A 21,073-nucleotide genomic window follows, 5' to 3' on the forward strand; every position below is an offset into this window, starting at 1 on the left:
GATCTGCTAAACGAATTCGCGGTAACGAAGTCAAACGAACTGGGGAGGCACGACATGAATAGCACGGGACAGACTCAACCGTCGAACGCATCACCTTCGCATAGCAAGACCTACGTGTTCAAGCGGCGAGAACAGGAGCAAGAAACACTCGTCCTAATCTCGGATCAGATTCGCCGCTTCACGACACGAGCCGGACAGATCACTCATGTCGAGGAAGACGTGAAGCCGATCAGCGCCGCCTACTCGATTCTGTCCGATCTTACGGGATGGACATACGATGGCATGCTGCTCGAAACACACGACGTCATCCTGCAACTCCGTGCGGAGGGTTTGCTTCAAGACTCGGCGCATGCATCACTTCGGTCACACAAGAAAGTCGGTGACGGCCGTTAACTACACCACTGCTGGGCATCAGCAAGAAGGAGCGCAGAATGGAACCACTAGTCACGCATAAACTCACCAAAGTGCAACGGGCTGCGGCTGAAACGAAGTTAAGACATTACTTCTCGCTCCCGGCACGCATCTCATCCTTGCAACTGCAGTCAGAAACATCGATAACGGCAGGCTATCAAGCGAGTGAAGTCCAGCGCAACAGTCGACCCACATCGAACGTCGAGAAGGCGGTCATGGTGCTCGATCAAATCCGCTTGGCAGAAGCCGAATATCGATTGCTCGTCGGGATCCGGACGGAACTCGAGGAGATTGCACCGGAACTGATCGACATCTGGGACTTACGGTACCGACCGCGTCTCCGGCATACGGACCTCGTCGTCATGTCGAGTCTCTGCTACGGCAACCGGAACGCCTACTACAAGGCGAAGGACAAACTACTTGGCATCATCGCGGATCGCTTCAACCTCTGGAACGACGCTCATGATCATTGACGTCGAAACATATCTCTGGCGTAAGGTCGTCCTCGGTGAATCGAATGAGCGCGCCAAAGACTTGGCTGATCTCTCGTATCTCTACCCACAGGAGGGAATGCATGCATCTGGCACACGTGAACTACAAGAACCGCGGCAAACGTTTCGAGACGATGCTCGACAACACGATTCGGACGTATGCCTTACAAAAACGAGCGCACTTCCGCAAGACGTTCCCAGAAGTGAAACTCCTACTCGGTCCTAAAGGACAAGTACGGAAATACTGGTTCGAGCGATCCGGAGGACTGGATTACATCGGACTGTACGCCAACCGATTCATCAGCTTTGACGCGAAGTCGACGCAAAGCAAGACCTCGTTCCCACTCACGAACGTCGAGGTCCATCAATTCGACGAACTGCGTCGGGTGCAGGACTACGGAGGCATCAGCTTCCTGTTGATCCACTTCGAGACACTCAACGAGACATATTACCTGTCTGCCAATGACGCCTTGGACTGGGCGAATCAGACCGAACGGAAGTCGATTCCCTACGAGTGGTTCAAAAATCACACGAAACGTGTCCTGCAAGGTCGTCACGTCCTTCTAGACTACTTAGCCATCATCGACCTACGCACCGAGCAGGAACGAGTGTTCGATGCGCGAGAATCGACAGGCACAGTCGAGTGAACACGGGTCAGTCAGCAGCACGACGAAAATGAACAAATTTATCATGAAACGGGGATACACACATGATCACAGCAGAAAAGAGTCTTCGACGGGGGCGGCTATACGTCGAGGACACCTATCTAGAACTTGGGGTAAGCGGCACGATCGGACAACGCACGATCCTCGTCGAGGCGATGGCGTTACTCGACCGAGCACTGGAAACGGAACGGACGGAAAGTGAGTACGTGGATCAGTTCGAATCCGCGATCCAGCGACTCGAACAACTCCTGAACGACATGCACGGCATTCGATTCAACAAGGATCGGACGTTCACGCTGCAGTTGGTCACCACCTTGCGTCAGATTTCAAACGGTGAAGAGGTGAGCGCATGAAACAGGGACGATACAAGGCATGGACGGTCGTCGAACTAGTCGCTCTCTCACATCTCATCAAGTCAGGGAAGGCAGCCGGCGGAGCACTGTTCGACCATGCAGCGCGATACGATCGCTCCCACGCCAGCGTCCGCTCCATGAGCCACAAGTTGCATAAGACCGGCACGTGGCAGCACTGGATCAAGGTCAACACGCAACCGAGTCCACCGACGACACTGAACACGCCAATCTAATATTTCGACTACCGTACTTTCAACCCAAAAAGGAAGGATGCCGCTCATGAAGATGCCAAAGGACCTACAACTCGAACACATCATGTCGAGCGGAAAGACGATGACGACGACAGCCGTCGCCCGGGAATACGGGATGACTGCTCGAAAGCTGAACCAGCTACTCGAGACAGCCGGCATCCAGCGCAAGGTCAATCGGAACTGGGAACTGTGTACCGCGCATCAACAACGCGGACTCGTCACGATCAATGAGTTTCCCTTCATGCATGCGACCGGGCAACTGGATGCGACCGTCACGATGAAATGGACGCAGATCGGACGACTCCTGATCCATGACATCATCCACAACCATTCAAACTAATCGGAGGTAATCACCATGTCACAACCTAAAATCAACCTGAATGAGTTCGCGAACGGCGCACTCGCTGAACGTGTCAACATCGCTATGAACGAGGTCTACGCGAACATTGCGGATCAGAACACGGATCCGACGAAGAAACGCAAGGTCGTCATCACAATGGTCTTATCGGCAGACGAAGAACGCGACCTCGCAATGGTCGACATCGAAGTCAAGGCGACGTTGACACCAGCACGGTCGGTCGGCTCGAAGATCATCATCGATACGAATGCTGCAGGTCAGGTCGTTGGCCAAGAACTCAAGTCGGGTTCACCTGGACAGATGATGATCTCGCCAGACGGTGAAATCGTCAACGATGTCGGAACACCGATTGATATGGTCGAACAAGCGCATGACTTACCGGATGCCGAGCTGGTCCATGACGGGAACGTCATCGACTTCCGCGCACCATCATCCGCACAGCAGTAATACCTGCACTCACGATTCGAACGACGGATTCACCCGATACATCAATCAACCAAATCCAACACAAAGGGAGATACACACATGTCATTACTCAAAGACGCTTTCAACTGGATCAAGGATCACGGTCAATTCCAAACTGCACTGGTACACGGTCGCACGGTTTCCGACCGTGACCTCCACGCCATCACTGCACCGACAGCAAACGCGTTGAAAGTTCATACACTGACGGCACTTGTTGAATACATCAAAAGTGAGTTCGACACGAGTGAAGGTCTGCTGATCCACATCAAGGATCCAGAAACGGTCACAGTCATGAACAAGCTCAACGATGATATGAACCGCAGCCACTTCATCCAAGCCCACGCTTACGTCCCGTCATTCCGATACGATTCGTACTACGACACGGAAGATTTCAACATCAAACTACAATCGATCTTCGTTCCGAACCGCGATCAGGAAATCATCCTGAAAATCGTCGGCACGATGAAAGAAGATAATGTCCGGACAATCGGAGATGACGGTATCTCGCAAGCGGTCACGGTGAAAACAGGTGTCGCGACTGTCGGGGATGCCAAGGTCATCAACCCTGTCACGCTCGCTCCATACCGGACGTTCATCGAAGTCGCGCAACCAGAGAGTAAATTCGTTCTCCGGATGCAGTCCGGACCGAGAGTCGCCTTGTTCGAAGCAGACGGTGGCGCATGGAAAAACGAAGCCATCAAGAACATCGAACGGTATCTCGCAGAAGAATTGAGTGACGTACTCGATGCGGAAAAAGTCACAATCATCGCTTAAATCATCTACCAACCGAACATGCCAGGCGGACGTCCTGGCTGTTCTTCATTACAACGTTCAGAAAGTGGGATTAAATCATGTTATCGCAATGGCTACTCATCGTCACACTCGTCTTCTTATTCGGTTTACTCCTGATCGGTTTGATCAAAGGACTGATCGAAGAGAAGAAGCAGCGGAAAGCGAAGAAGGACACAGCAAACGACCGCGTGTTCGAAGAGACGTTCACACGACTCCGCGAAGAGACGGAAGCGAAGCGGACGGAAATCAAGCAGACGTTCCGGGCACAAACACCGATTACGACACGCACGACATCCACGAGAGAAACACTCTACTGTCCTCCGATTCAGACGGAGGATTACACCACTAACCATTCACAGGGGGATTCAAGCGATGGGTCATACTCGACTGATTGATCACATGTCGCACAATACAGCGATTCAACGGTTAGACAAGCGGACAGAACCCGCTGAACCTAAAGAGATGAAACGGTATTTCCATCATCCATATGGCATGGCGTACTACATCGACGGTGAATGGATACCGTGTCCAGGATATGAGGAATCGTCTGCTGTTCCGATCTCGATTCGAGAACGACCACGAAAGACGACGCTTGAAACGTGGCGTCCGAAGAAACCGACTCCACCAGTCATTCGACCAAAAGTGATTTGTCCACCACGCGAGGAACTGGATCGACTGGTCGAAAAGCAAGGACTGTCACTCGCGGCAATCAGTCGTCTGAAAAAGTGTAGCGTGGCGACCGTCCATAACTGGTTCAAGCAACATAAACTCAAAACGCCATCAGAACGAAAAAAATTAGCGAAGGAGAAACAATCATGATACTGACAGTCGCTACATGGGTCATGCTGTGCGAGAAGCAATCGAAGTTTGATCAGCATGTATTGGATCAATACGGATTGACGGAAGTGCCGATCTGGGAACGGACGACGGCATACCGTGTCGAAGCAGCGGAATGTATCAACGAATTGAAAGGTGCTTGGAAGTGGTGGAGCGTCAAAGAACCACAACGAGAACGATTCGTCGAGGAACTGATCGATGCATTGAAGTTCGTTGCCGGTATCGCCATGGTCGATGCTTCGAGTAGCGGACCAATCTGGTACCACTCCATGTTCCACAAAGCCCACGATTATCATATCCGGAACAATGATGAACTAAAGCGACTTTGTCATGCTGCAGTCGATGCCAAGAACATTCGGCGATCTTTCGGTGCGCTGTTACTGATCGCGGAACATCTCGATGTGACCGAAGAGGAAATTGTCACCGTCTTCGATGCCAAGACAGAGACGAACCTGGAACGCATCTTGATCGGTTACTGACGATGTGGGTCAGGATCTACTACGAAAAAGGTGGCGCGAAAGAGACGTGCGTCACCTGGGCTGCCAATAAAGCGGAATGCGAGAAGCTGGCTGAAGAGCTGGGTGGCATCTTGTTGAACGTGGAGAGCTATCCAGCAGCTAAATAGTAAATTTTCAAGGGGGATAATCAGATGTTTAATTCAAACGAATTGACTGCTATTTACAATGCACTAGTTAAGTACAAGGGCGATTCTGTCGAAGTGACTGAAATATAAAACGGAGTAAACGTCAAATTTACAGAGTTGATTGAAAAAGTTAAAACAATATGTAGCCTGAAAAACGAAACAAAACATTATATGCGCTTGCGGAGAATAGAATCGTCGTACCGGTGCTCGAAGTAATATTTGAAGTTTTGTTACTCAATCAAGCAATGAATAGCCGTTACAAGTAGAACTATTATAGGATGGTTCAACTATGCGAAATGAAATTATAGTTGTCATCGACACAGAAACGGGTGGACTCGATCCGTCGCAGCATTCACTATTGACTGTTGCGTTTATAGTGACACGTAATCTTGAAATCATCGCATCAAAGGAATGGCACCTCAAGCATGACGTTTATCATACGACAGAACGAGCGCTTGAGATTAATGGTATTGATATCGAAGCACATGATGTAGCAGCCACACCAGCAGTAGAAGCAATCAGTGATATGCTCGATTTCCTAAACCATCATCGCTTACCAGAGGAGCGGATCGTTCTCTTCGGTCAGAATACGATCTTCGACAAGCAATTTATCGAAGCAGCGGTCAAACAATTCGGACATGAAAAGCGATATCGTTCCCTCGTGAGCCACCGATACATCGACCTGATGAGTATCACAGCGTTCCTTAATCTATCGGGTCACATCAAGACGGACAATCTAGGTTTGGATGCCTTGATTACATCTCTCGGTGTAGAACGGGAACAACGACATAGTGCGCTGGGTGATGCACGCATGACATTCAATGCTCTCATTAGTATGTACAAAATATTGAAATGAGCAATTGCTTGTAAATTTTTTTATAAAGATAACTTGTATATAATAAAATGAAAACAAGATGGGGTGATTAGAATTGAAAAATTTAGATGATAATTTTGACGTTCTCGATGTAATACAAAGGGTTAGTAATCCTCCTAAAGATATTTTGCGTTTAATCGAAACGCAAATTCAACAAGAGGCTAAAGATCGAGAGTATTCTTATCGCAGGACTGAGGCACTTGAGGAGTTGGCGAAAGATAGTAAAAATGCGATTGAACAACGTGATGCTATAATTCGATTTATGGTGGAAAGAATAATAAATAGTGAGCAAACGACTGCTACAAGTAAAAAGGAACTATTAAAAGACATTTTAGTTCCAATAGCTGCAGTATCAAGTGGCACTGGAGATTTGGTAAAGTTGATTAATGATGGATTAGAAATAATCAGTTAAAAATACTTAAGCAAAGCATCCAGTGGGTGCTTTTTTTATTACTTGTATAGATCTTAAAAATATCAACCTACTGTTTTGTATAAAGTTGATTTGAACAAATACACAAGTTTTCGGATTGAATAAAATGGAAATAGTCTAAATGTATATATGCAAAAAGGAGGAATTATGGATGAAAGAAAAAACTTTATACGAAAGATCAGTAGAAGAACTTTTGGAATTGTCACAAGAAATTTCTTTCAATGGGTTAACTCCGAAATTCGATGAATATAAAGAGTTTATTAAGCAAATTGTATCAGAGAATGAATTTTTAGAAGTGACAGATGATAAAGAAGACATCTTCAAAGTAACAGTTAGAGTAAGAGAAGTTGTCTGGGGGCATTTTGCAATGACAACTAGCAGTTTTTCAGAATATTTAATGATTGAGTTATCTGCTGGGAGATATAAAAAGGTTCATGAAACACTAAGGGGAGAATATGAGGAAGGTGTGTTTCTTTTACAATTTAAACCCCTACACAAAGAGATTATAAAAAAAGAAGTGAAAGGAAATATGAAAGGATTCGAAGAGATTTTTGGTGTGTTGCTTCAAAAGGTATCTGAAATGATTAGGAAAGGCTATACAAATGTATAATAAAATTAAAAAATTTTCTTTATTTTTTTAAATACCTGTAGTTATCATCATTAAGATATTTATCGAAAATAATCGGGTAAAACGCTTTCTGGGAACATATGTTTGTGATATGATTTAGTTACTCTAATCAGAGTAGACAAATACCACAAAAATACAATAATATGAATTTTTTGTGGTATATTTTGTTTGTCTACTAAAATGATTAGAAGGGAAAGAAATAAATGCCTACTAGAAGAATCACTGGAACCTTTTTTTATTTATCACAAGCAGCGCCTCGTACTATGAATACGCTATTTGATACTCTCAAAAAGAAATTTGATGATGATGAGGAAGAAAAACTCATTAATATTAAAGTAAAGGAAGAGTATTTTCGGATAGTTGAATTAAGTAAAGAAAACTTTCTTAATGTAGGTAGAGACGTATGGGTCGGAATTATTGAGAAACTAGATACGAAAGAACTAACAGTGACTTCGGATATGCTAGGAAATAGACAAGTGCATGGTGAGGGTGAAGAAGAAGGTCCAGTCACACATACAGGATTTGTATTCGATCCGCTTACTTCAGTATTTTTCTTGCATAAACGAATCGGTGGAATCAACTACGATCGATTAGGGAAATTTCTTAGAGATCTTCTTGAAGAAACTAATCTAGTAAAAGATGCAAAAAAATATCAACTTTCTGTACTTCCTGATCCAGATAAATTGGATAGACTCAAGCGTGCACCAGCGGTAAAAGAACTAACGTTTGCTTACAAGGTTCCTACAAACGTTGGTAATCTTGAACAGCAGGATAATGGTATTGTACGAGATTTGTTAATGGCAGATGATTTCAATAGTGAGTTTATTCGTATTGAAATCAGAGGCCATGATTTAGATAAAAATCTGGTTGTTAAAAAGGTAGAACAGTTAAAAGAATTGCTTGGAAAAGGTCTTAGTTCTGCAAAAGCAGTCGCTGAGCATGATGACATTGAAGAAACTTTAGATCTACTGAAAGATAGACTCACAGATTTCCATGATGTTGAATTAACTAAAGGTAAAAAGATAACAGAATATGTAATTCTTGATGCCATAAAAGTTATTTTCAACAACAATGTGGGTGTTCTTGATCAACGATACAGATCGAGTATGAGTAGTCAATAAGTTGTCTGTATACAATGAAAGGAGGATTAAATAGTGAAAGTCTTTCTTTCTGGGAAAGTTTTTCCTCCGATACTTTGTTTTATTCTCTTTTTCTTTTTTATACCATTAGATTTTGACGATATAGAGAACTATAACGATATCGTGGGTTATTCAATTGGTTTAGGGAGTTCGAGTTTAGGTTTTTTTGTTGCAGCAGTTGCCCTACTGCAGAGTGGTTCTTTTTCGAGATTTATGCAAATCACGATTGAACTAGGTACTGACAAAAAAATAATTAGATGGTTAATGACCTCTATTCTTTATTCATTTGTTTTTTCTTTTGTTGGACTATTTGCTCTTTTGTTCAAAGGATTAAATACTTGGATAGATAGATTTCTATTCAGTTTTTGGTCAGCTAGTCTTTTGGGAGTAATCATTGCAGGTGGAGTAACTGTCTTGTCACTTTTTGCTTTGTTTATCGTAAAAGATAAAAAAATAAAGTGATAAAATCTACTTGTGAATAGTCTGTGGCACCTGAAAAGGTGCCTTTTTATGTTATACAGCAATTAAAAGTATTGATTAATTCATAAATTTGAAAAAGCTAAGTAGAGAGAATATGTATCAAAAGAGTTGATACACTTTTAATACTCTTTTGATACAGTGTTGATACGATTCCTTGACGGATTGGTGCTATGCTAGGTACGTGGAATGAAGCGGGCGCGATTGAGGTTGCGTTGTTCTACGATAGATCTACTACCATAAATGATTGAACGAAACGCCCTGAAACGGACAGGGCGTTTTTTGGTGCATGTAATTATCCTGGCGAGAGGAGGTCCCCGTCTCATCCGTGCAGCATACCTGTGGTCTTACCCCAGTCCCGCTCGTCTGCTACATGCTCGCTTGGATAGTTATGTGTATCAAACTAATAGGAGGTGAGGAGCATGCAGGAACAAACAGAAATTAAGAATATATTCGAACGTGGCATTGCAGTAATCAAGGCAGTGTGGGGTCGCATCAAGCGCGCGCTTCACTGGATCTTAGAAGGGATACGCAAGCGAGCGCAAGTGATGACGACATCATCCATGCGACGTACCGTTGACGCGAAGTGGGAGCAGACATGGAAGAAGTCACGCATGATGCATCCACATGCGACGATCATTGCGATGAAGAAGAGAGATCGAGCACACCAAGACCGACGCATGATGAAGCGAGCACGTTCGACGCTCAAGTCGTGACCGGTTCGTCCCTTGCTAATGGCGCATGATGGATCAAACACATTCAATCAGGTCTGGCGGCCGAACCATCATACACGGATCAGTATCATGCGCCTCTAGCAGGGGATTATCCCTGCATCATGCATTCCAACCTCTGGGAAGACGCCTTCGGGCGTCTTTTTGTATGTTGCAAAGCGATCGTGACGGACGTGGACCGCTTTCATGATTGCTTTGGAGCATATAGACAGAAAGAAACGTCATGTTTAGCCGACGAGGGGGTGCTTTGGGTCCTCCGACGGTATAAAAAGTGTTACGGGTGCGTACGAGCCCGAAAACGCACTAGTTTCATTCTGAAAAAGGTCGTTTCGCTTTCGCATTTGAAATCTTGGGAAATAATTTTTAGAGAGTGGGTGAACCGTTGGTGCGTAAGGAATCAGACAATCAGGCGTCTGTCGTCACGACAGCGCAAATAAGCGAAATTCTCGACGTATCGACGCGTCGAATTCAGCAATTAGCGAAAGAAGGTGTTCTCGTTCGCGTTTCGCATGGCAGTTTTGACTTAAAAGCTTCCATCAAATCGTACATTGAATTTCGTATTTCGAGGGAACAAGAGGACGATGAACTGGATAAAACGACCGAAGAAGCGTTGTGGACACGGGCGAGACGACAGAAAACGGAGCTTGAATTGCAGATTATGCGCGGTGATTTACACCGTTCAGAGGATGTAAAACGAGTCATGAACGACATGATTGGGGCATTTCGAGCAAGAATCCTGTCGATTCCGTCTAAATTCGCACCACAATTGGTCGGAAAGACGGAAATTCCGCCGATCAAGGCGATATTGAAGAATGCAGCATTCGAAGCGCTCGAGGAACTGACGGAATATGATCCGGTGGCATTTTACGACATGAGCAAGGATAAACTACTCCTCGATGATGACGAGGATATCGAAACGAAGATAGATGACATTGAATCGGATGGAGAGTCGGTGCCTCGTGGCCGCCAAACGAAGAAGTAAGAATACGGAAGCGTTGTTTCGTGACATCATACGCGGCACGCTACCACCTCCACCGGATCTTACCGTTTCTGAATGGGCGGACGCCTATCGTAAGTTGTCATCGGAATCCTCAGCAGAGCCGGGACAATGGCGAACGGATCGAGCACCGTACCAACGTGCCATCATGGATGCCGTCAATGATCCGGAACTCGAAAAGATTGTCATCATGTCGAGTGCCCAGGTCGGAAAGACAGAACTGATCCTGAATACGCTCGGGTACCATATCGACTTTGACCCGGCACCGATCATGATCATGCAGCCAACTGTCGCACTCGCACAAAGTTTCTCGAAAGAACGACTGGCGCCGATGATTCGCGATACACCAGCCATCAAAAATAAAGTCTCGGACGCCAAGAGCCGAGACAGTGGGAACACAACGTTGCAGAAATCGTTTCCAGGTGGCTACGTTGCAATGGCCGGAGCCAATGCCCCGAGTGGACTGGCGTCACGACCGATCCGAATCCTGCTCGCCGATGAGATTGACCGGTTTCCTGTTTCGGCAGGGACGGAGGGAGATCCGTTATCGCTTGCCGAGAAACGGACGAACAACTTCTACAACCGGAAAAAGATTTTCGTATCGACTCCGACCAACAAAGGAACATCACGGATTGAAGTCGAGTACGAACTGAGTACGAAAGAACGCTGGAATCTAGCATGTCCGTCTTGCGGAGAATATCAGCCGTTGAAATGGGCACAAATCATCTTCGAGTCGCATTCGGCTGCCTGCGAACATTGCGGAGCGGTCCACAACGAATACGAATGGAAATCGCAACCCGGCAAGTGGGTGCAAGAGAACCCTGGCGCACGTAGCCGGGGTTTTCATTTGAACGAACTTGTCTCCCCGTGGAAGAAATGGCATGAAATCATCGCAGAATTCCTCGAAGCGAAGAAGAAAGGGCAGGAAGCGATGAAAGTATGGGTCAATACGTCGCTCGGCGAGACATGGGAAGAAGAGGGCGAAGCAATCGATGCGGACGGACTGGATGGACGACGTGAACGGTATGTTGCGGAAGTGCCGGAAGGCGTCAGTATCTTGACGGCTGCCGTCGATACGCAGGATGACCGGTTCGAAATCGAAGTCGTCGGTTGGGGACGTGGCAAAGAATCATGGGGCATCGAGTACCAAGTCATCTATGGCGACTTGAATCAGCCCCAGATCTGGAACGACCTCGATGAATACCTTTCGCGGACATGGTCTAAACAGGACGGTAGACGGTTCGGAATCAGCTGCACTTGCATGGACTCCGGTGGTCACTTCACGCAAGAGGTCTATCGGTTCACGAAAGCCCGTGAAACCCGTCGGATTTATGCCATCAGAGGGAAATCGGCGAAGCCGGGTGACTACACCCCACTCGTTGCCGGTTATTCGCGCACGAAGTTGTCAAAAGCTATCCTTGTCAGTCTCGGTGTCGATGACGGGAAGGCACGGATCATGTCCAACCTTCAACTCGAAGAAGCGGGTCCGAACTATTGTCACTTCCCGGAAGGACGCGGGTACGGAACGGAATACTTCAAAGGACTCACGGCGGAACGTCTCGAGACACGGTACGAAAAAGGGATTCCATACAAGGTATGGCGTAAGGTCAGAAACCGAAACGAACCACTCGACGTTCGCGTCTATAATATTGCCGCCTTAGAAATCCTGAACCCGAACTTGGAGAAAGAATATGCCATCGGGACGGTCAAACGTAAGAAGAAACGACGGAAGTCGACGAGAGGAGTGACGTGATGTGGAAGAATTGATGCCAATAGAACGAGCCCGGTTACATCTGGATGCGTGGTACAAAGCAGAATTAGCTGTCTCGACAGGACAGAGTTATACGATCGGATCACGTTCGTTGACGCGAGCGAACCTCAAAGAAATCCGAGGACAGATTGCGTACTGGGAAAAGCGGGTCGGTGCGATGCAAGGTGTCCGGCGAAGACGTGCGAAACGGTTTATTCCACGTGACTTATGAAAGGAGGGAATGTTAGGTGAACCTAATTGACAATATGATCAGTTATTTCAATCCACGTGCTGGACTGGAACGAACGTTGGCGCGTAAGAAGCAAGCGGTTCTGAACGAAGGTTACGGAAATCATGGCGCTAGCGGGAAAAAGAACAGCATGATTGGTTGGTTGACGAATAGCGGATCAGCACTCGAAGACATCGAACGTAACATTCCCACCTTACGGGAACGGTCACGCGACTTGTACATGGGAGCACCATTAGCGACAGGTGCACTTAAAACATTACGGACAAACGTCATCGGATCCGGACTGAAGCTGAATGCGCAAATCGATGCTGATTTCCTCGGGATGACCCGAGAGCAAGCGGACCAGTGGGAAACGAAGGTCGAACGCGAGTTTTCGCTTTGGGCAGACTCGATTCATTGCGATTCACAACGCATGAGTAATTTTTATCAACTGCAACAACTCGCCTTCCTCTCATGGATGATGAGTGGTGACACATTTTGTCTGCTTCCGTTGATTCCACGTAATAACATGCCATATGACTTACGTATTCAATTGATTGAAGCGGATCGGGTCAGTGATCCGAATCAGTTCGTCTCCTTGATTGATACTAAAGTCGTCAATGGGGTCGAAATCAATTTAACCGGTGAAGTCATCGCCTATCACATTGCGGATCGCCATCCGAATTCGATTGCAGGTGCCATCAATAAGTGGAAACGCATCGAGAAGTTCGGCAAGAAGACAGGACGTGCGAACGTCTTGCATTTGATTGAGCTGGAACGACCGGAACAACGACGTGGCGTTCCAGTCTTAGCACCTGTCATCGAGACGATGAAACAACTTGCCCGATACAGTGATGCGGAATTAATGGCAGCGGTCATCAATGCCTTCTATTCGGTGTTCATCACGACGGATGGAGATAGCGAGACCGATGATTTCGGAAGCATCGCTCCGGAAGACGAACTTGCTGGAAGCGATGAGACACAAATCGAGCTCGGTACCGGAACAGTGAACTTCCTAGCAGAAGGAGAAAAGGTCCAAGAAGCGAGTCCGGGACGACCGAATGCCAACTTCGACGGGTTCGTCACGGCGATGTGCCGGCAAATCGGCGCGGCTCTCGAAATCCCGTATGAAGTCCTGATGAAGAACTTCACATCGTCCTATTCAGCCTCGCGTGGGGCATTGCTTGAGGCATGGAAGATGTTCAAGATGCGCCGGCAATGGATGGCGGATTCCTTCTGTCAGCCGATCTACGAAGAATTCTTAGCCGAAGCGGTCGCCAAAGGGCGTATCGATGCTCCTGGATTCTTCACGGATCCACTGATTCGCAAAGCATATACCCAAGCAGAATGGAATGGTCCTTCGCAAGGACAACTCGATCCCCTGAAAGAAGTGAATGCCGCTGAGAAGCGCGTCAACAATGGCTTCACGACACGGACGCAAGAAACGGTCGCTTTAGGTGGCGGGGATTGGTTCCGTAATCATGAATTGCGGGTCGCAGAGGAACGCTTACGTCGCGAAGGCAATCTCGTGACAGACGCCAGTGGGCAACTGGTGATGACAGAGGACGAGAAGGGAGGTGAACAAGATGAAAATTAATATCAAAGGACCCATCATTCCGACGTCAAGTCAATGGATCTACGATTACTTCGAGATGGAAGCGACGAGCCCGAAACGGGTAGCGGATTTGATTGAGCAAGCGAACGGTGAGGCACTCGATATCGAAATTAACAGTGGTGGCGGATCTGTCTTTGATGCATCGGAAATCTATCATGCCTTGAAAAGCTATGCTGGGGAGGTCACAGTCACGATCGTTGGTCTAGCGGCTAGTGCGGCATCCGTCATTGCGATGGCCGGTAAGGTCGTTCGCATCACTCCGACGGCGCAGATGATGATTCATAACGCTTCGACGATTCAAATGGGAGACCATCGCGATATGCAGCACACGGCAGAATTCTTGAAGAATACGAACAAGACGATTGCTGCAGCATACCGGTTGAAGTCGGGCAAGACGGACGAGGAATTGCTGGCATTAATGGACGAAGAGACATGGTTCACGGCAGAACAGGCGTTAAAGAATGGTTTGGTCGATGAAGTGTTATTCGATAGTCCGATTCAAGCCGTCGCTTCGACGGACTCGATCACGTTGCCTCAAGCATTCATCGACAAGATTCGTAATGATACCCGGTTCCGACCGGATGCACAGACCAATAAACCAGTAGCATCGACGACACCGTCGAATCAGAAGGAGGGCAATTCGAACATGGAATTAGAAGAGTTAAAAAATGAACACCCAGCACTATTCGAACAAGTCATCGCACTTGGACGAGCGGAAGGTGTCACAGCAGAGGGCAAGCGTATCGAAGCCATCGACAGTTTGAAGAAACCACAAGACATTTCAGCGGAAGCCTTCAACGAAATCATTCATGACGCGAAGTTCGTGTCTAACGCTACTGCAGGTGACACGGCAATGAAGATCCTGAACAGCGCGTCACTCAATGCGCAACAAGCGAAAGACCATTTCTTAGAGAACGTAACGAAAGATGCATCCGACATGGACAAGGTACCAGGCGGCGATGCCTCGAATCAACATGCAACGAAAGACGACGAACAAGTCAATGACCTTGTCGCGGCATTCGGAGGAGGGAAACGAGCATGAAGAAATTAATCGAGACGGTCGATCAATCCAATACAGATGAGTTGATCTATGACACGACACACCCGTTATCAACCAAGGGTGTCGAACTCAAGTTGAATCAAGGTGTCTTGTTACGCGGAACGGTACTCGGTATCGTCACGGCGACAGGAAAAGCGGTACCGGTCGATAAAGACGCGGTAGACGGATCAAACAAAGCGGATTGCGTACTTGCGAATGACGTCGATACGAACACGACAGGCACACTCGTCGAAGTCGCCTATTCATCGGGAAGCTTCAACCGCAAGGCGATGTTCGTCGGTACTGGTGACGTCGTCGAAGATCATGAACTACGTTTACGAGAAGTCGGAATTTATCTCAAAGATAAACTTTAATTAGGAGGAACCAACATGCCGTTGTACAAAACGCTCACGTTGCTGAAAGCAGCAGAACAAATGCCACCCGTGCGTTCATTCTTGAAAGACACGTTCTTCCCAGGTGTCGAGACATTCGTCACGGAGGAAGTATTGCTCGATGTTAAAAAAGGATCACAGAAGATGGCACCATTCGTCGCGCCACGCGTCGGTGGAGTCACGATTGAACGTGAAGGATTCCGGACAGATAAATACAAAGCACCACGTATCGCGCCACAACGTCCGGTGACGATTGATGACATCTCGTCTCGCGGATACGGAGAGAACGTCATCAGCACGAAGACACCCGCGCAACGTCAATCGGAGATCGTCGCGAAGGACATGCAAGAATTCGATGAGATGATCAGCCGCCGGGAAGAATGGATGGCTGCACAAATCCTCTTCTACGGAAAAGCCATCCTCAAAGGATACACGGACTCGGATGACAAACGCTTCGTCGAACAGATGCTCGACTACTCGTTCACGAACAAGGAAGAGCTCGTCGGTGCAGAACAGTGGGGCGCAGGTGGCGACATCTACGCGCAAATCGAAGAATGGCGTCTAGACCTCATCCAAAAGACGGGTGTCGCTCCGACGGTAATGGTTCTCGGTCGTACAGCGATGCAAAAGCTTCGCAACGATGAAAACATGCGGAAGCTCCTCGACATCCGGAACATGAACTTCGGCGAACTGAAGCCGAGTGTCCAAGCGGATGGTACGACGTTTATTGGTCGTCTCGCTGAGTTCGGTCTCGACCTGTACACGTACGATGCGTGGTACAAAGATGAATTAGGCGTAATGAAGCCATTCGTTCCACAAGATCACGTTCTGCTCGGAACACCGAACCTCGGTACGTTCGTCTATGGAGCGGTCACCCAACTCGAAGACAAAACGTTCAAGACATACGAAGGATCACGCGTCCCGAAAATGTGGGCAGATGAAAATGCGGAAGCGGTCATGATGCGCTTGTCGAGTCGCCCGATTCCGAAGCCGAACGACATCGATGCGTGGTTCTCAGCGAAGGTGGTGTAACCATGACGAAACTTAAATTCACGACAGGTGTTCGCTTCCAAGGGAAACGATATCCAGTTAACGCAGTCGTCGATGGGTTCTCGAAAGAGGAGACGGAAGTGCTCGTCTCAGGTGGACTTGCGTTCGTCGTCGGTCTACCGAACGAATCCGAAGCGGACGACGGTGCAAGTAATCCGGGCAAATCATCTGCCTCTCCGGTGGACGAAGAAGCACTCGTGAAAGAACTCGACGCGAACTGGACGCTCGAAGAACTAAAGACGGATGCCCTTCTTCACGAGGTCGACTTAGACAAGGTGACGTCGAAAAAAGCAGCCATCAAAAAGATCATCGAAGAAGGAAAAGCGGATGCGTTCCTTGCGATGCTTGAAGACGAGTAAGGTCACGTCATGAGTATGTTCAAGGAACAGATCACAGCGGATTTATTCGGGACCTTCTTCAACGCGGAGGAATTCGCAGACGAAGTGATCATCGGTGTCGATACCCTCCCGGTCGTGTTTGATGAATATGCACTAGAAAAATACAACTTCAAAGCAGATGGCGAGGGGCTTACACGTGGTGAGCTCCTTTTCTATGCGCCAAGCGCCTTGTTTACGAAACGTCCGTTCCGAGGGCAGCGGTTGCTCATCAAGAACGTCAGCTACTCCATCATGGAATTGAGAGAGTCCGCTGGTGTCTACACGATCGTACTCGAAGGGATGATGTCATGAGACCGACCATTAACGTCAACGAGTCCGTCACGGATGAGGTGAAGCGGCGACTGGGTGCCTTCGAGAAGAAAGCCCCGCAAGTCGTCGCCTCTGCTTTGAACCGTGCTATGACGAACGTCGCGACGAACATCAGCAAGGAAACGCGGAAGAGCTATCACATCAAGGCGACGGACATCAAGAAGACGATTTCGAAAACACGTGCGACACGTGCCAACATCGATGCCATCGTCGTCAGTCGCGGCAATCTGATTCCACTCGACCGATTCAAGGTATCCCCGAGGAAAGTGTCACCGAACCGAAAGACACCGATCAAGGCAGCCGTCAAGAAGACGGGTGCCAAGAAACTGAAAGGCGCCTTCGTCGCTGATGTTCATGGCATCAAGGTCTTCAAGCGGCAAACGGATCGTCGGTTACCGATTGATCGGTTGTTCGGACCGTCGGTGCCACAGATGCTCGACAATGACGTCAACCGAAGACAAATCAACATCGAAGGACGCAATACCTTCTATCGCCGGTTGGATCATGAAATCGATCGCATCTTGAGTAGGGGGTTACAAGAGTGATTCCGATTGGTTTACAGAAGACCCTCGAAGACCGGTTACGGCGATTGTTCGCTGACATCCTCTTTCCGACACCGAGCGGAGAGGCGGCGCCCGTCACGATTCACAAGCAACGCCTTCCGGAGAAGACGAGTGAGGAAGATTCACCGTTCCCGTTCATCATCGTCAAGATGATTGAAGGGAGTGGGCAGACGGAACAGGTCCAACCGATGTCGAAAATCGGGCTGATTGTCGGGACGTTCGATGCGTTTGATACCTCAGGCATCTCGAGCAACAACGGATACATCGATCTCGTCCGAATCATGAACGACATCGAGGAAGACTTGACGAAATCCCCAGTCATCGACGGGAAATACGAACTGGAACTGCCCTTAAAATGGCGGATCAACGAAGAAGATACCGACCCGTATTTCATCGGTGTCCTCGAATTAGACTTTGCAACACCAAATCACACGAGAACGGATGTGGAATCTCTCTTATGAGCACACGAAAAGACAAACAAGTCGATGTCGAGCAAGTCGACGTCGCACCAGTGGATGTACCGGAAGTGCGTGAACAAGGGGTCACGTTGATTTATGTCGGCCCGAGCTTGAAGACGCTTCAAAAGTACTCCGTCTTCCAAAACGGACTACCCCTACATGTCGAAGAACATATTGCGAAATGTCCGGAGATCCACGGTCTCTTGATTCCGGTCGACCAACTAGCGGCATCGGAGCAATCCGCAAAAGAGATGGGCTCGAAAGAAGCCATCTTATCGCAAGCCATTTCAGCATACGCAGGGAGTGAACAATAATGCCTTACGAACACGGAATTAACCTACTGGAAAACCCGACGTCCGTCACACCACCGATCACAGCGGATTCGAGCATCCAAGTCGTCATCGGAACAGCGCCAATCCACCTGACAGCGGATCCGACGGCAGCGGTCAACAAGCCGATTCTCGCGTACACGCGGAGTGCGGCGGTCGATAAACTCGGGTACAGCGACAACTTCAGCGCATTCACGTTATGTGAAGCGATCTATGCTTCATTCCAGGTCGCCTCTGTTGCTCCCGTCGTTTTCATCAACGTCTTGGACCCAGCAGTCCATAAAGTCAATGTCCCGTCGCATCCATTGACGCTCGTCGGTGGAAAAGGTGTCGTTGACGTCGAGGGTGTCCTATTGAGTTCGATTGTCGTCAAACAGAACACGACGACGCTTGTTAAGAACGTCGATTACATCATCGCCTTCAATAAAGACGGCAAACCAGCGGTGACACTCCTCAGTACGGTCGTCCCAGCGAATGCTACCTTGACGCTTGCGTTCGATAAACTGGATCCGTCACTCGTCACGAAAACTGACATCATCGGTGGATATGACGCCATCACGAAGAAATACAAAGGGGCGGAGTTGATTCGTTCCGTCTATCCGATGTTCAACGTATTGCCTGGACTAATCCTCGCACCGGGTTGGAGTCACATCCCGGAAGTCGGCATCATCCTCGACGCGAAAGCGAAGAGCATCAATGGAACGTTCAAGGCGATGGCAATCTGTGACTTGAACAGCGATGCGGTCAAGTCGTATGAAGACGTGTCAGCGTGGAAAGAGACGAACGGTTATACGAGTGAGTACACGATCGCTTGTTGGCCAATGGTCAAGATTGGTGACCGACAACTGCATTTCTCGAGCGTTTACGCAGCGACGATCGCATCGGTCGATGCCCGGAACGATTCAGTTCCATTCGAATCTCCATCGAATGAGCGTTTCCCGATCACAGCTGCAGTCCGAAAAGATGGCGTCGAAGTCTACCTCGATCAACTCGAAGCGAACCATCTCAACGGTAGCGGCATCGTCACGGCATTGAACTGGAACGGCTGGAAGACGTGGGGGAACAATACCGCGGCGTACCCGAACACGACCGACCCGAAAGACCGCTTCATCGCCATCCGCCGCATGTTCAACTGGTGGGGCAACACATTCATCCTGACGTACTTCCAGAAAGTCGATGACCCGACGAACTTCCGTCTCATCGAATCGATCGTCGACAGTGAGAACGTCCGCGCGAACGGCTATGTCGCTCGTGGTCAGATTGCCGGTGCGGTCATGGAGTTCCGCGAAGAGCTCAACCCGGTCACGAACATCCTAAACGGCAAGATCGTCTTCATCCAACGGTTCGCGGCGTTCCCACCAGCGGAACAAATCACGAACATCTTGGAGTTCGATCCGACGATCTTAACTAACGCATTATTTGGAGGAGGGCAATAATGAGTAATCCAATCCCTGAAAAAATCGTCAACTATAACGTCTACGATGACACGAACAAACTCGTCGCCGTCACAGGCGAAGTCACGTTACCGAACCTCGAACCGCTCACGGAGACCGTCTCCGGAGCGGGGATTCTCGGGGAGTATGACAGCGTCTCTATCGGACACTTCGGTCCGATGTCCATCGAACTGCAGTTCCGGGCATTACTTGATAAATCATTCGACCTGCAACGAAACAAGAACCGCTCGATCGTCCTGCGTGCAGCGCAACAGAGTTATGACCTCGCATCGGGCGTCGTTTCTTTCCGTGGTCTGAAAATCACACTCAAAGGGCAACCGAAGGGATTGAACCCCGGGAAAATCGGTGTCAACGTCCAAACGGAGACGACGAGCGTCCTTGAAGTCATCTACATGAAAATCGAGCTGAACGGTAAAGTCCTGCTTGAGCTCGACAAAATCAACTTCGTCTACAAGCTTAATGGAGAAGACCAGCTCGGCGGCATGAAAAAACTGATCTAAAAACTAACCAGACAGAGGAGAATGATTTGCGATGAAAGATACTACTACGTTAGAAACACCAGTCGATGCCACACAGGAGCCAATCGAAAAGAAGGAAGGCGTCATCGTCTTCAAAAAGCCATACGTCTTCGAAGGAAATACGTACACATCGATCGACTTATCGGGTATCGAAGACCTGACAGGAGAGGATCTATTGGAAGCGGATCGCGTTTATTCTGCCGGCGGCAACATGTCACCAATTCCGGAACTGTCGATGGGATATGCTTTTGCCATCGCCGCGAACGTATTGAAGCAACCAACACAGTTTTTCGACAAACTGCCGGCAAAAGAAGCCATCATCGTCAAGAATACGGTGATCACTTTTTTGAACGCCTAGGCATCATTGAAACACAGAACTATCGACACTATATCAAGGTGACCGGACGGATCGTACGTAAAGTATGCA

32 protein-coding genes are annotated in these 21,073 nt (G+C 48.2%); all 32 read left to right on the forward strand.

The annotated features are described in order from the left end of the window. The first annotated feature begins 54 nt into the window (after window positions 1–54). The 32 genes from ACZGCQ_RS03125 (at window position 55) to ACZGCQ_RS03280 (ending at window position 21,004) form a co-directional block, all read left to right on the forward strand. Window positions 55–393, forward strand: coding sequence for a hypothetical protein (locus ACZGCQ_RS03125; RefSeq protein ID WP_481265366.1), 339 nt, complete (start codon window positions 55–57; stop codon window positions 391–393). Window positions 394–431: 38 nt separating this feature from the next. Further along, window positions 432–884, forward strand: a complete 453-nt coding sequence (locus ACZGCQ_RS03130; protein WP_214855640.1) for a hypothetical protein — start codon at window positions 432–434, stop codon at window positions 882–884. Between the two features lie 101 nt (window positions 885–985). Next, complete coding sequence (locus ACZGCQ_RS03135) at window positions 986–1,549, forward strand: Holliday junction resolvase RecU (protein WP_481265367.1); 564 nt, start codon at window positions 986–988, stop codon at window positions 1,547–1,549. A 62-nt stretch (window positions 1,550–1,611) separates the two neighbouring features. Continuing rightward, window positions 1,612–1,920, forward strand: coding sequence for a hypothetical protein (locus tag ACZGCQ_RS03140; RefSeq protein ID WP_481265368.1), 309 nt, complete (start codon window positions 1,612–1,614; stop codon window positions 1,918–1,920). Next, on the forward strand, window positions 1,917–2,153 hold the full coding sequence (locus ACZGCQ_RS03145) for a hypothetical protein (RefSeq protein ID WP_214855652.1): 237 nt from the start codon (window positions 1,917–1,919) through the stop codon (window positions 2,151–2,153). The genes ACZGCQ_RS03140 and ACZGCQ_RS03145 overlap by 4 nt, the downstream gene beginning before the upstream one ends. Window positions 2,154–2,199: 46 nt before the next feature. Next, window positions 2,200–2,511 (forward strand): phage antirepressor KilAC domain-containing protein, encoded by a 312-nt coding sequence (locus tag ACZGCQ_RS03150; RefSeq protein ID WP_481265369.1) that lies wholly within the window; start codon window positions 2,200–2,202, stop codon window positions 2,509–2,511. Window positions 2,512–2,526: 15 nt separating this feature from the next. Further along, on the forward strand, window positions 2,527–2,976 hold the full coding sequence (locus ACZGCQ_RS03155; protein ID WP_481265370.1) for a replication terminator protein: 450 nt from the start codon (window positions 2,527–2,529) through the stop codon (window positions 2,974–2,976). Between the two features lie 78 nt (window positions 2,977–3,054). Next, window positions 3,055–3,768 (forward strand): hypothetical protein, encoded by a 714-nt coding sequence (locus tag ACZGCQ_RS03160; protein ID WP_481265371.1) that lies wholly within the window; start codon window positions 3,055–3,057, stop codon window positions 3,766–3,768. A 77-nt stretch (window positions 3,769–3,845) separates the two neighbouring features. Then, complete coding sequence (locus ACZGCQ_RS03165; protein WP_481265372.1) at window positions 3,846–4,181, forward strand: hypothetical protein; 336 nt, start codon at window positions 3,846–3,848, stop codon at window positions 4,179–4,181. Further along, a complete protein-coding gene (locus ACZGCQ_RS03170; protein WP_481265373.1) occupies window positions 4,159–4,605 on the forward strand; it encodes a hypothetical protein in 447 nt (148 codons plus the stop codon). The genes ACZGCQ_RS03165 and ACZGCQ_RS03170 overlap by 23 nt, the downstream gene beginning before the upstream one ends. Then, on the forward strand, window positions 4,602–5,102 hold the full coding sequence (locus tag ACZGCQ_RS03175; RefSeq protein WP_481265374.1) for a dUTP diphosphatase: 501 nt from the start codon (window positions 4,602–4,604) through the stop codon (window positions 5,100–5,102). Before ACZGCQ_RS03170 ends, ACZGCQ_RS03175 begins: the two co-directional genes overlap by 4 nt. Before the next feature lie 453 nt (window positions 5,103–5,555). Further along, complete coding sequence (locus tag ACZGCQ_RS03180) at window positions 5,556–6,122, forward strand: 3'-5' exonuclease (RefSeq protein WP_481265375.1); 567 nt, start codon at window positions 5,556–5,558, stop codon at window positions 6,120–6,122. 73 nt (window positions 6,123–6,195) lie between these two features. After that, a complete protein-coding gene (locus tag ACZGCQ_RS03185) occupies window positions 6,196–6,552 on the forward strand; it encodes a hypothetical protein (protein WP_481265376.1) in 357 nt (118 codons plus the stop codon). 169 nt (window positions 6,553–6,721) lie between these two features. Next, window positions 6,722–7,180: a hypothetical protein gene (locus tag ACZGCQ_RS03190; RefSeq protein WP_481265377.1), complete on the forward strand. Its 459-nt coding sequence runs from the start codon at window positions 6,722–6,724 to the stop codon at window positions 7,178–7,180. Between the two features lie 221 nt (window positions 7,181–7,401). Then, complete coding sequence (locus ACZGCQ_RS03195) at window positions 7,402–8,319, forward strand: DUF4747 family protein (protein WP_481265378.1); 918 nt, start codon at window positions 7,402–7,404, stop codon at window positions 8,317–8,319. A gap of 33 nt (window positions 8,320–8,352) precedes the next feature. Beyond that, entirely contained in the window at window positions 8,353–8,799 is a 447-nt protein-coding gene (locus ACZGCQ_RS03200; protein WP_481265379.1) for a hypothetical protein, read from the forward strand. A gap of 437 nt (window positions 8,800–9,236) precedes the next feature. Next, the gene (locus ACZGCQ_RS03205) at window positions 9,237–9,530 is read left to right on the forward strand and encodes a hypothetical protein (RefSeq protein WP_481265380.1); all 294 of its coding nucleotides are present in this window, start codon (window positions 9,237–9,239) and stop codon (window positions 9,528–9,530) included. A 400-nt stretch (window positions 9,531–9,930) separates the two neighbouring features. Continuing rightward, window positions 9,931–10,527: a hypothetical protein gene (locus ACZGCQ_RS03210; RefSeq protein WP_481265381.1), complete on the forward strand. Its 597-nt coding sequence runs from the start codon at window positions 9,931–9,933 to the stop codon at window positions 10,525–10,527. Then, window positions 10,472–12,295: a phage terminase large subunit family protein gene (locus tag ACZGCQ_RS03215; protein ID WP_481265382.1), complete on the forward strand. Its 1,824-nt coding sequence runs from the start codon at window positions 10,472–10,474 to the stop codon at window positions 12,293–12,295. The genes ACZGCQ_RS03210 and ACZGCQ_RS03215 overlap by 56 nt, the downstream gene beginning before the upstream one ends. A 13-nt stretch (window positions 12,296–12,308) precedes the next feature. After that, on the forward strand, window positions 12,309–12,524 hold the full coding sequence (locus ACZGCQ_RS03220; RefSeq protein ID WP_336798567.1) for a DUF6148 family protein: 216 nt from the start codon (window positions 12,309–12,311) through the stop codon (window positions 12,522–12,524). Between the two features lie 16 nt (window positions 12,525–12,540). Next, window positions 12,541–14,118: a phage portal protein gene (locus tag ACZGCQ_RS03225; RefSeq protein ID WP_481265383.1), complete on the forward strand. Its 1,578-nt coding sequence runs from the start codon at window positions 12,541–12,543 to the stop codon at window positions 14,116–14,118. Next, window positions 14,108–15,178, forward strand: a complete 1,071-nt coding sequence (locus ACZGCQ_RS03230) for a head maturation protease, ClpP-related (RefSeq protein ID WP_481265384.1) — start codon at window positions 14,108–14,110, stop codon at window positions 15,176–15,178. Before ACZGCQ_RS03225 ends, ACZGCQ_RS03230 begins: the two co-directional genes overlap by 11 nt. Continuing rightward, window positions 15,175–15,549, forward strand: coding sequence for a head decoration protein (locus ACZGCQ_RS03235; protein ID WP_481265385.1), 375 nt, complete (start codon window positions 15,175–15,177; stop codon window positions 15,547–15,549). The genes ACZGCQ_RS03230 and ACZGCQ_RS03235 overlap by 4 nt, the downstream gene beginning before the upstream one ends. 15 nt (window positions 15,550–15,564) lie before the next feature. Beyond that, window positions 15,565–16,599 (forward strand): major capsid protein, encoded by a 1,035-nt coding sequence (locus ACZGCQ_RS03240; RefSeq protein ID WP_214855691.1) that lies wholly within the window; start codon window positions 15,565–15,567, stop codon window positions 16,597–16,599. Between the two features lie 2 nt (window positions 16,600–16,601). Next, window positions 16,602–16,976, forward strand: a complete 375-nt coding sequence (locus tag ACZGCQ_RS03245; protein ID WP_214855693.1) for a hypothetical protein — start codon at window positions 16,602–16,604, stop codon at window positions 16,974–16,976. 9 nt (window positions 16,977–16,985) lie between these two features. Beyond that, the gene (locus ACZGCQ_RS03250; RefSeq protein ID WP_336798573.1) at window positions 16,986–17,306 is read left to right on the forward strand and encodes a hypothetical protein; all 321 of its coding nucleotides are present in this window, start codon (window positions 16,986–16,988) and stop codon (window positions 17,304–17,306) included. Further along, entirely contained in the window at window positions 17,303–17,869 is a 567-nt protein-coding gene (locus tag ACZGCQ_RS03255) for a phage tail protein (protein WP_214855700.1), read from the forward strand. The genes ACZGCQ_RS03250 and ACZGCQ_RS03255 overlap by 4 nt, the downstream gene beginning before the upstream one ends. After that, a complete protein-coding gene (locus tag ACZGCQ_RS03260; protein ID WP_481265386.1) occupies window positions 17,866–18,348 on the forward strand; it encodes a hypothetical protein in 483 nt (160 codons plus the stop codon). Before ACZGCQ_RS03255 ends, ACZGCQ_RS03260 begins: the two co-directional genes overlap by 4 nt. Beyond that, window positions 18,345–18,659, forward strand: coding sequence for a hypothetical protein (locus ACZGCQ_RS03265; protein WP_481265387.1), 315 nt, complete (start codon window positions 18,345–18,347; stop codon window positions 18,657–18,659). Before ACZGCQ_RS03260 ends, ACZGCQ_RS03265 begins: the two co-directional genes overlap by 4 nt. Next, window positions 18,659–20,110, forward strand: coding sequence for a phage tail sheath family protein (locus tag ACZGCQ_RS03270; protein WP_481265388.1), 1,452 nt, complete (start codon window positions 18,659–18,661; stop codon window positions 20,108–20,110). The genes ACZGCQ_RS03265 and ACZGCQ_RS03270 overlap by 1 nt, the downstream gene beginning before the upstream one ends. Beyond that, window positions 20,110–20,628, forward strand: coding sequence for a phage major tail tube protein (locus tag ACZGCQ_RS03275; RefSeq protein ID WP_214855709.1), 519 nt, complete (start codon window positions 20,110–20,112; stop codon window positions 20,626–20,628). The genes ACZGCQ_RS03270 and ACZGCQ_RS03275 overlap by 1 nt, the downstream gene beginning before the upstream one ends. Before the next feature lie 31 nt (window positions 20,629–20,659). After that, window positions 20,660–21,004 carry a hypothetical protein gene (locus ACZGCQ_RS03280; protein ID WP_481265389.1) on the forward strand — a complete coding sequence of 115 codons (345 nt, stop codon included), beginning with the start codon at window positions 20,660–20,662 and terminating at the stop codon, window positions 21,002–21,004. Window positions 21,005–21,073: the final 69 nt, after the last annotated feature.

The sequence above is a fragment of the Exiguobacterium sp. HSB13 genome (genome assembly GCF_056764755.1).

Bases quoted from the DNA above. Each gene is read 5' to 3' on its own strand.
- ACZGCQ_RS03125 (WP_481265366.1), top strand. From the start codon at position 55: ATGAATAGCACGGGACAGACTCAACCGTCGAACGCATCACCTTCGCAT.
- ACZGCQ_RS03130 (WP_214855640.1), top strand. From the start codon at position 432: ATGGAACCACTAGTCACGCATAAACTCACCAAAGTGCAACGGGCTGCG.
- ACZGCQ_RS03135 (WP_481265367.1), top strand. From the start codon at position 986: ATGCATCTGGCACACGTGAACTACAAGAACCGCGGCAAACGTTTCGAG.
- ACZGCQ_RS03140 (WP_481265368.1), top strand. From the start codon at position 1,612: ATGATCACAGCAGAAAAGAGTCTTCGACGGGGGCGGCTATACGTCGAG.
- ACZGCQ_RS03145 (WP_214855652.1), top strand. From the start codon at position 1,917: ATGAAACAGGGACGATACAAGGCATGGACGGTCGTCGAACTAGTCGCT.
- ACZGCQ_RS03150 (WP_481265369.1), top strand. From the start codon at position 2,200: ATGAAGATGCCAAAGGACCTACAACTCGAACACATCATGTCGAGCGGA.
- ACZGCQ_RS03155 (WP_481265370.1), top strand. From the start codon at position 2,527: ATGTCACAACCTAAAATCAACCTGAATGAGTTCGCGAACGGCGCACTC.
- ACZGCQ_RS03160 (WP_481265371.1), top strand. From the start codon at position 3,055: ATGTCATTACTCAAAGACGCTTTCAACTGGATCAAGGATCACGGTCAA.
- ACZGCQ_RS03165 (WP_481265372.1), top strand. From the start codon at position 3,846: ATGTTATCGCAATGGCTACTCATCGTCACACTCGTCTTCTTATTCGGT.
- ACZGCQ_RS03170 (WP_481265373.1), top strand. From the start codon at position 4,159: ATGGGTCATACTCGACTGATTGATCACATGTCGCACAATACAGCGATT.
- ACZGCQ_RS03175 (WP_481265374.1), top strand. From the start codon at position 4,602: ATGATACTGACAGTCGCTACATGGGTCATGCTGTGCGAGAAGCAATCG.
- ACZGCQ_RS03180 (WP_481265375.1), top strand. From the start codon at position 5,556: ATGCGAAATGAAATTATAGTTGTCATCGACACAGAAACGGGTGGACTC.
- ACZGCQ_RS03190 (WP_481265377.1), top strand. From the start codon at position 6,722: ATGAAAGAAAAAACTTTATACGAAAGATCAGTAGAAGAACTTTTGGAA.
- ACZGCQ_RS03195 (WP_481265378.1), top strand. From the start codon at position 7,402: ATGCCTACTAGAAGAATCACTGGAACCTTTTTTTATTTATCACAAGCA.
- ACZGCQ_RS03205 (WP_481265380.1), top strand. From the start codon at position 9,237: ATGCAGGAACAAACAGAAATTAAGAATATATTCGAACGTGGCATTGCA.
- ACZGCQ_RS03215 (WP_481265382.1), top strand. From the start codon at position 10,472: ATGACATTGAATCGGATGGAGAGTCGGTGCCTCGTGGCCGCCAAACGA.
- ACZGCQ_RS03220 (WP_336798567.1), top strand. From the start codon at position 12,309: ATGCCAATAGAACGAGCCCGGTTACATCTGGATGCGTGGTACAAAGCA.
- ACZGCQ_RS03230 (WP_481265384.1), top strand. From the start codon at position 14,108: ATGAAAATTAATATCAAAGGACCCATCATTCCGACGTCAAGTCAATGG.
- ACZGCQ_RS03235 (WP_481265385.1), top strand. From the start codon at position 15,175: ATGAAGAAATTAATCGAGACGGTCGATCAATCCAATACAGATGAGTTG.
- ACZGCQ_RS03240 (WP_214855691.1), top strand. From the start codon at position 15,565: ATGCCGTTGTACAAAACGCTCACGTTGCTGAAAGCAGCAGAACAAATG.
- ACZGCQ_RS03245 (WP_214855693.1), top strand. From the start codon at position 16,602: ATGACGAAACTTAAATTCACGACAGGTGTTCGCTTCCAAGGGAAACGA.
- ACZGCQ_RS03250 (WP_336798573.1), top strand. From the start codon at position 16,986: ATGAGTATGTTCAAGGAACAGATCACAGCGGATTTATTCGGGACCTTC.
- ACZGCQ_RS03255 (WP_214855700.1), top strand. From the start codon at position 17,303: ATGAGACCGACCATTAACGTCAACGAGTCCGTCACGGATGAGGTGAAG.
- ACZGCQ_RS03265 (WP_481265387.1), top strand. From the start codon at position 18,345: ATGAGCACACGAAAAGACAAACAAGTCGATGTCGAGCAAGTCGACGTC.
- ACZGCQ_RS03270 (WP_481265388.1), top strand. From the start codon at position 18,659: ATGCCTTACGAACACGGAATTAACCTACTGGAAAACCCGACGTCCGTC.
- ACZGCQ_RS03275 (WP_214855709.1), top strand. From the start codon at position 20,110: ATGAGTAATCCAATCCCTGAAAAAATCGTCAACTATAACGTCTACGAT.
- ACZGCQ_RS03280 (WP_481265389.1), top strand. From the start codon at position 20,660: ATGAAAGATACTACTACGTTAGAAACACCAGTCGATGCCACACAGGAG.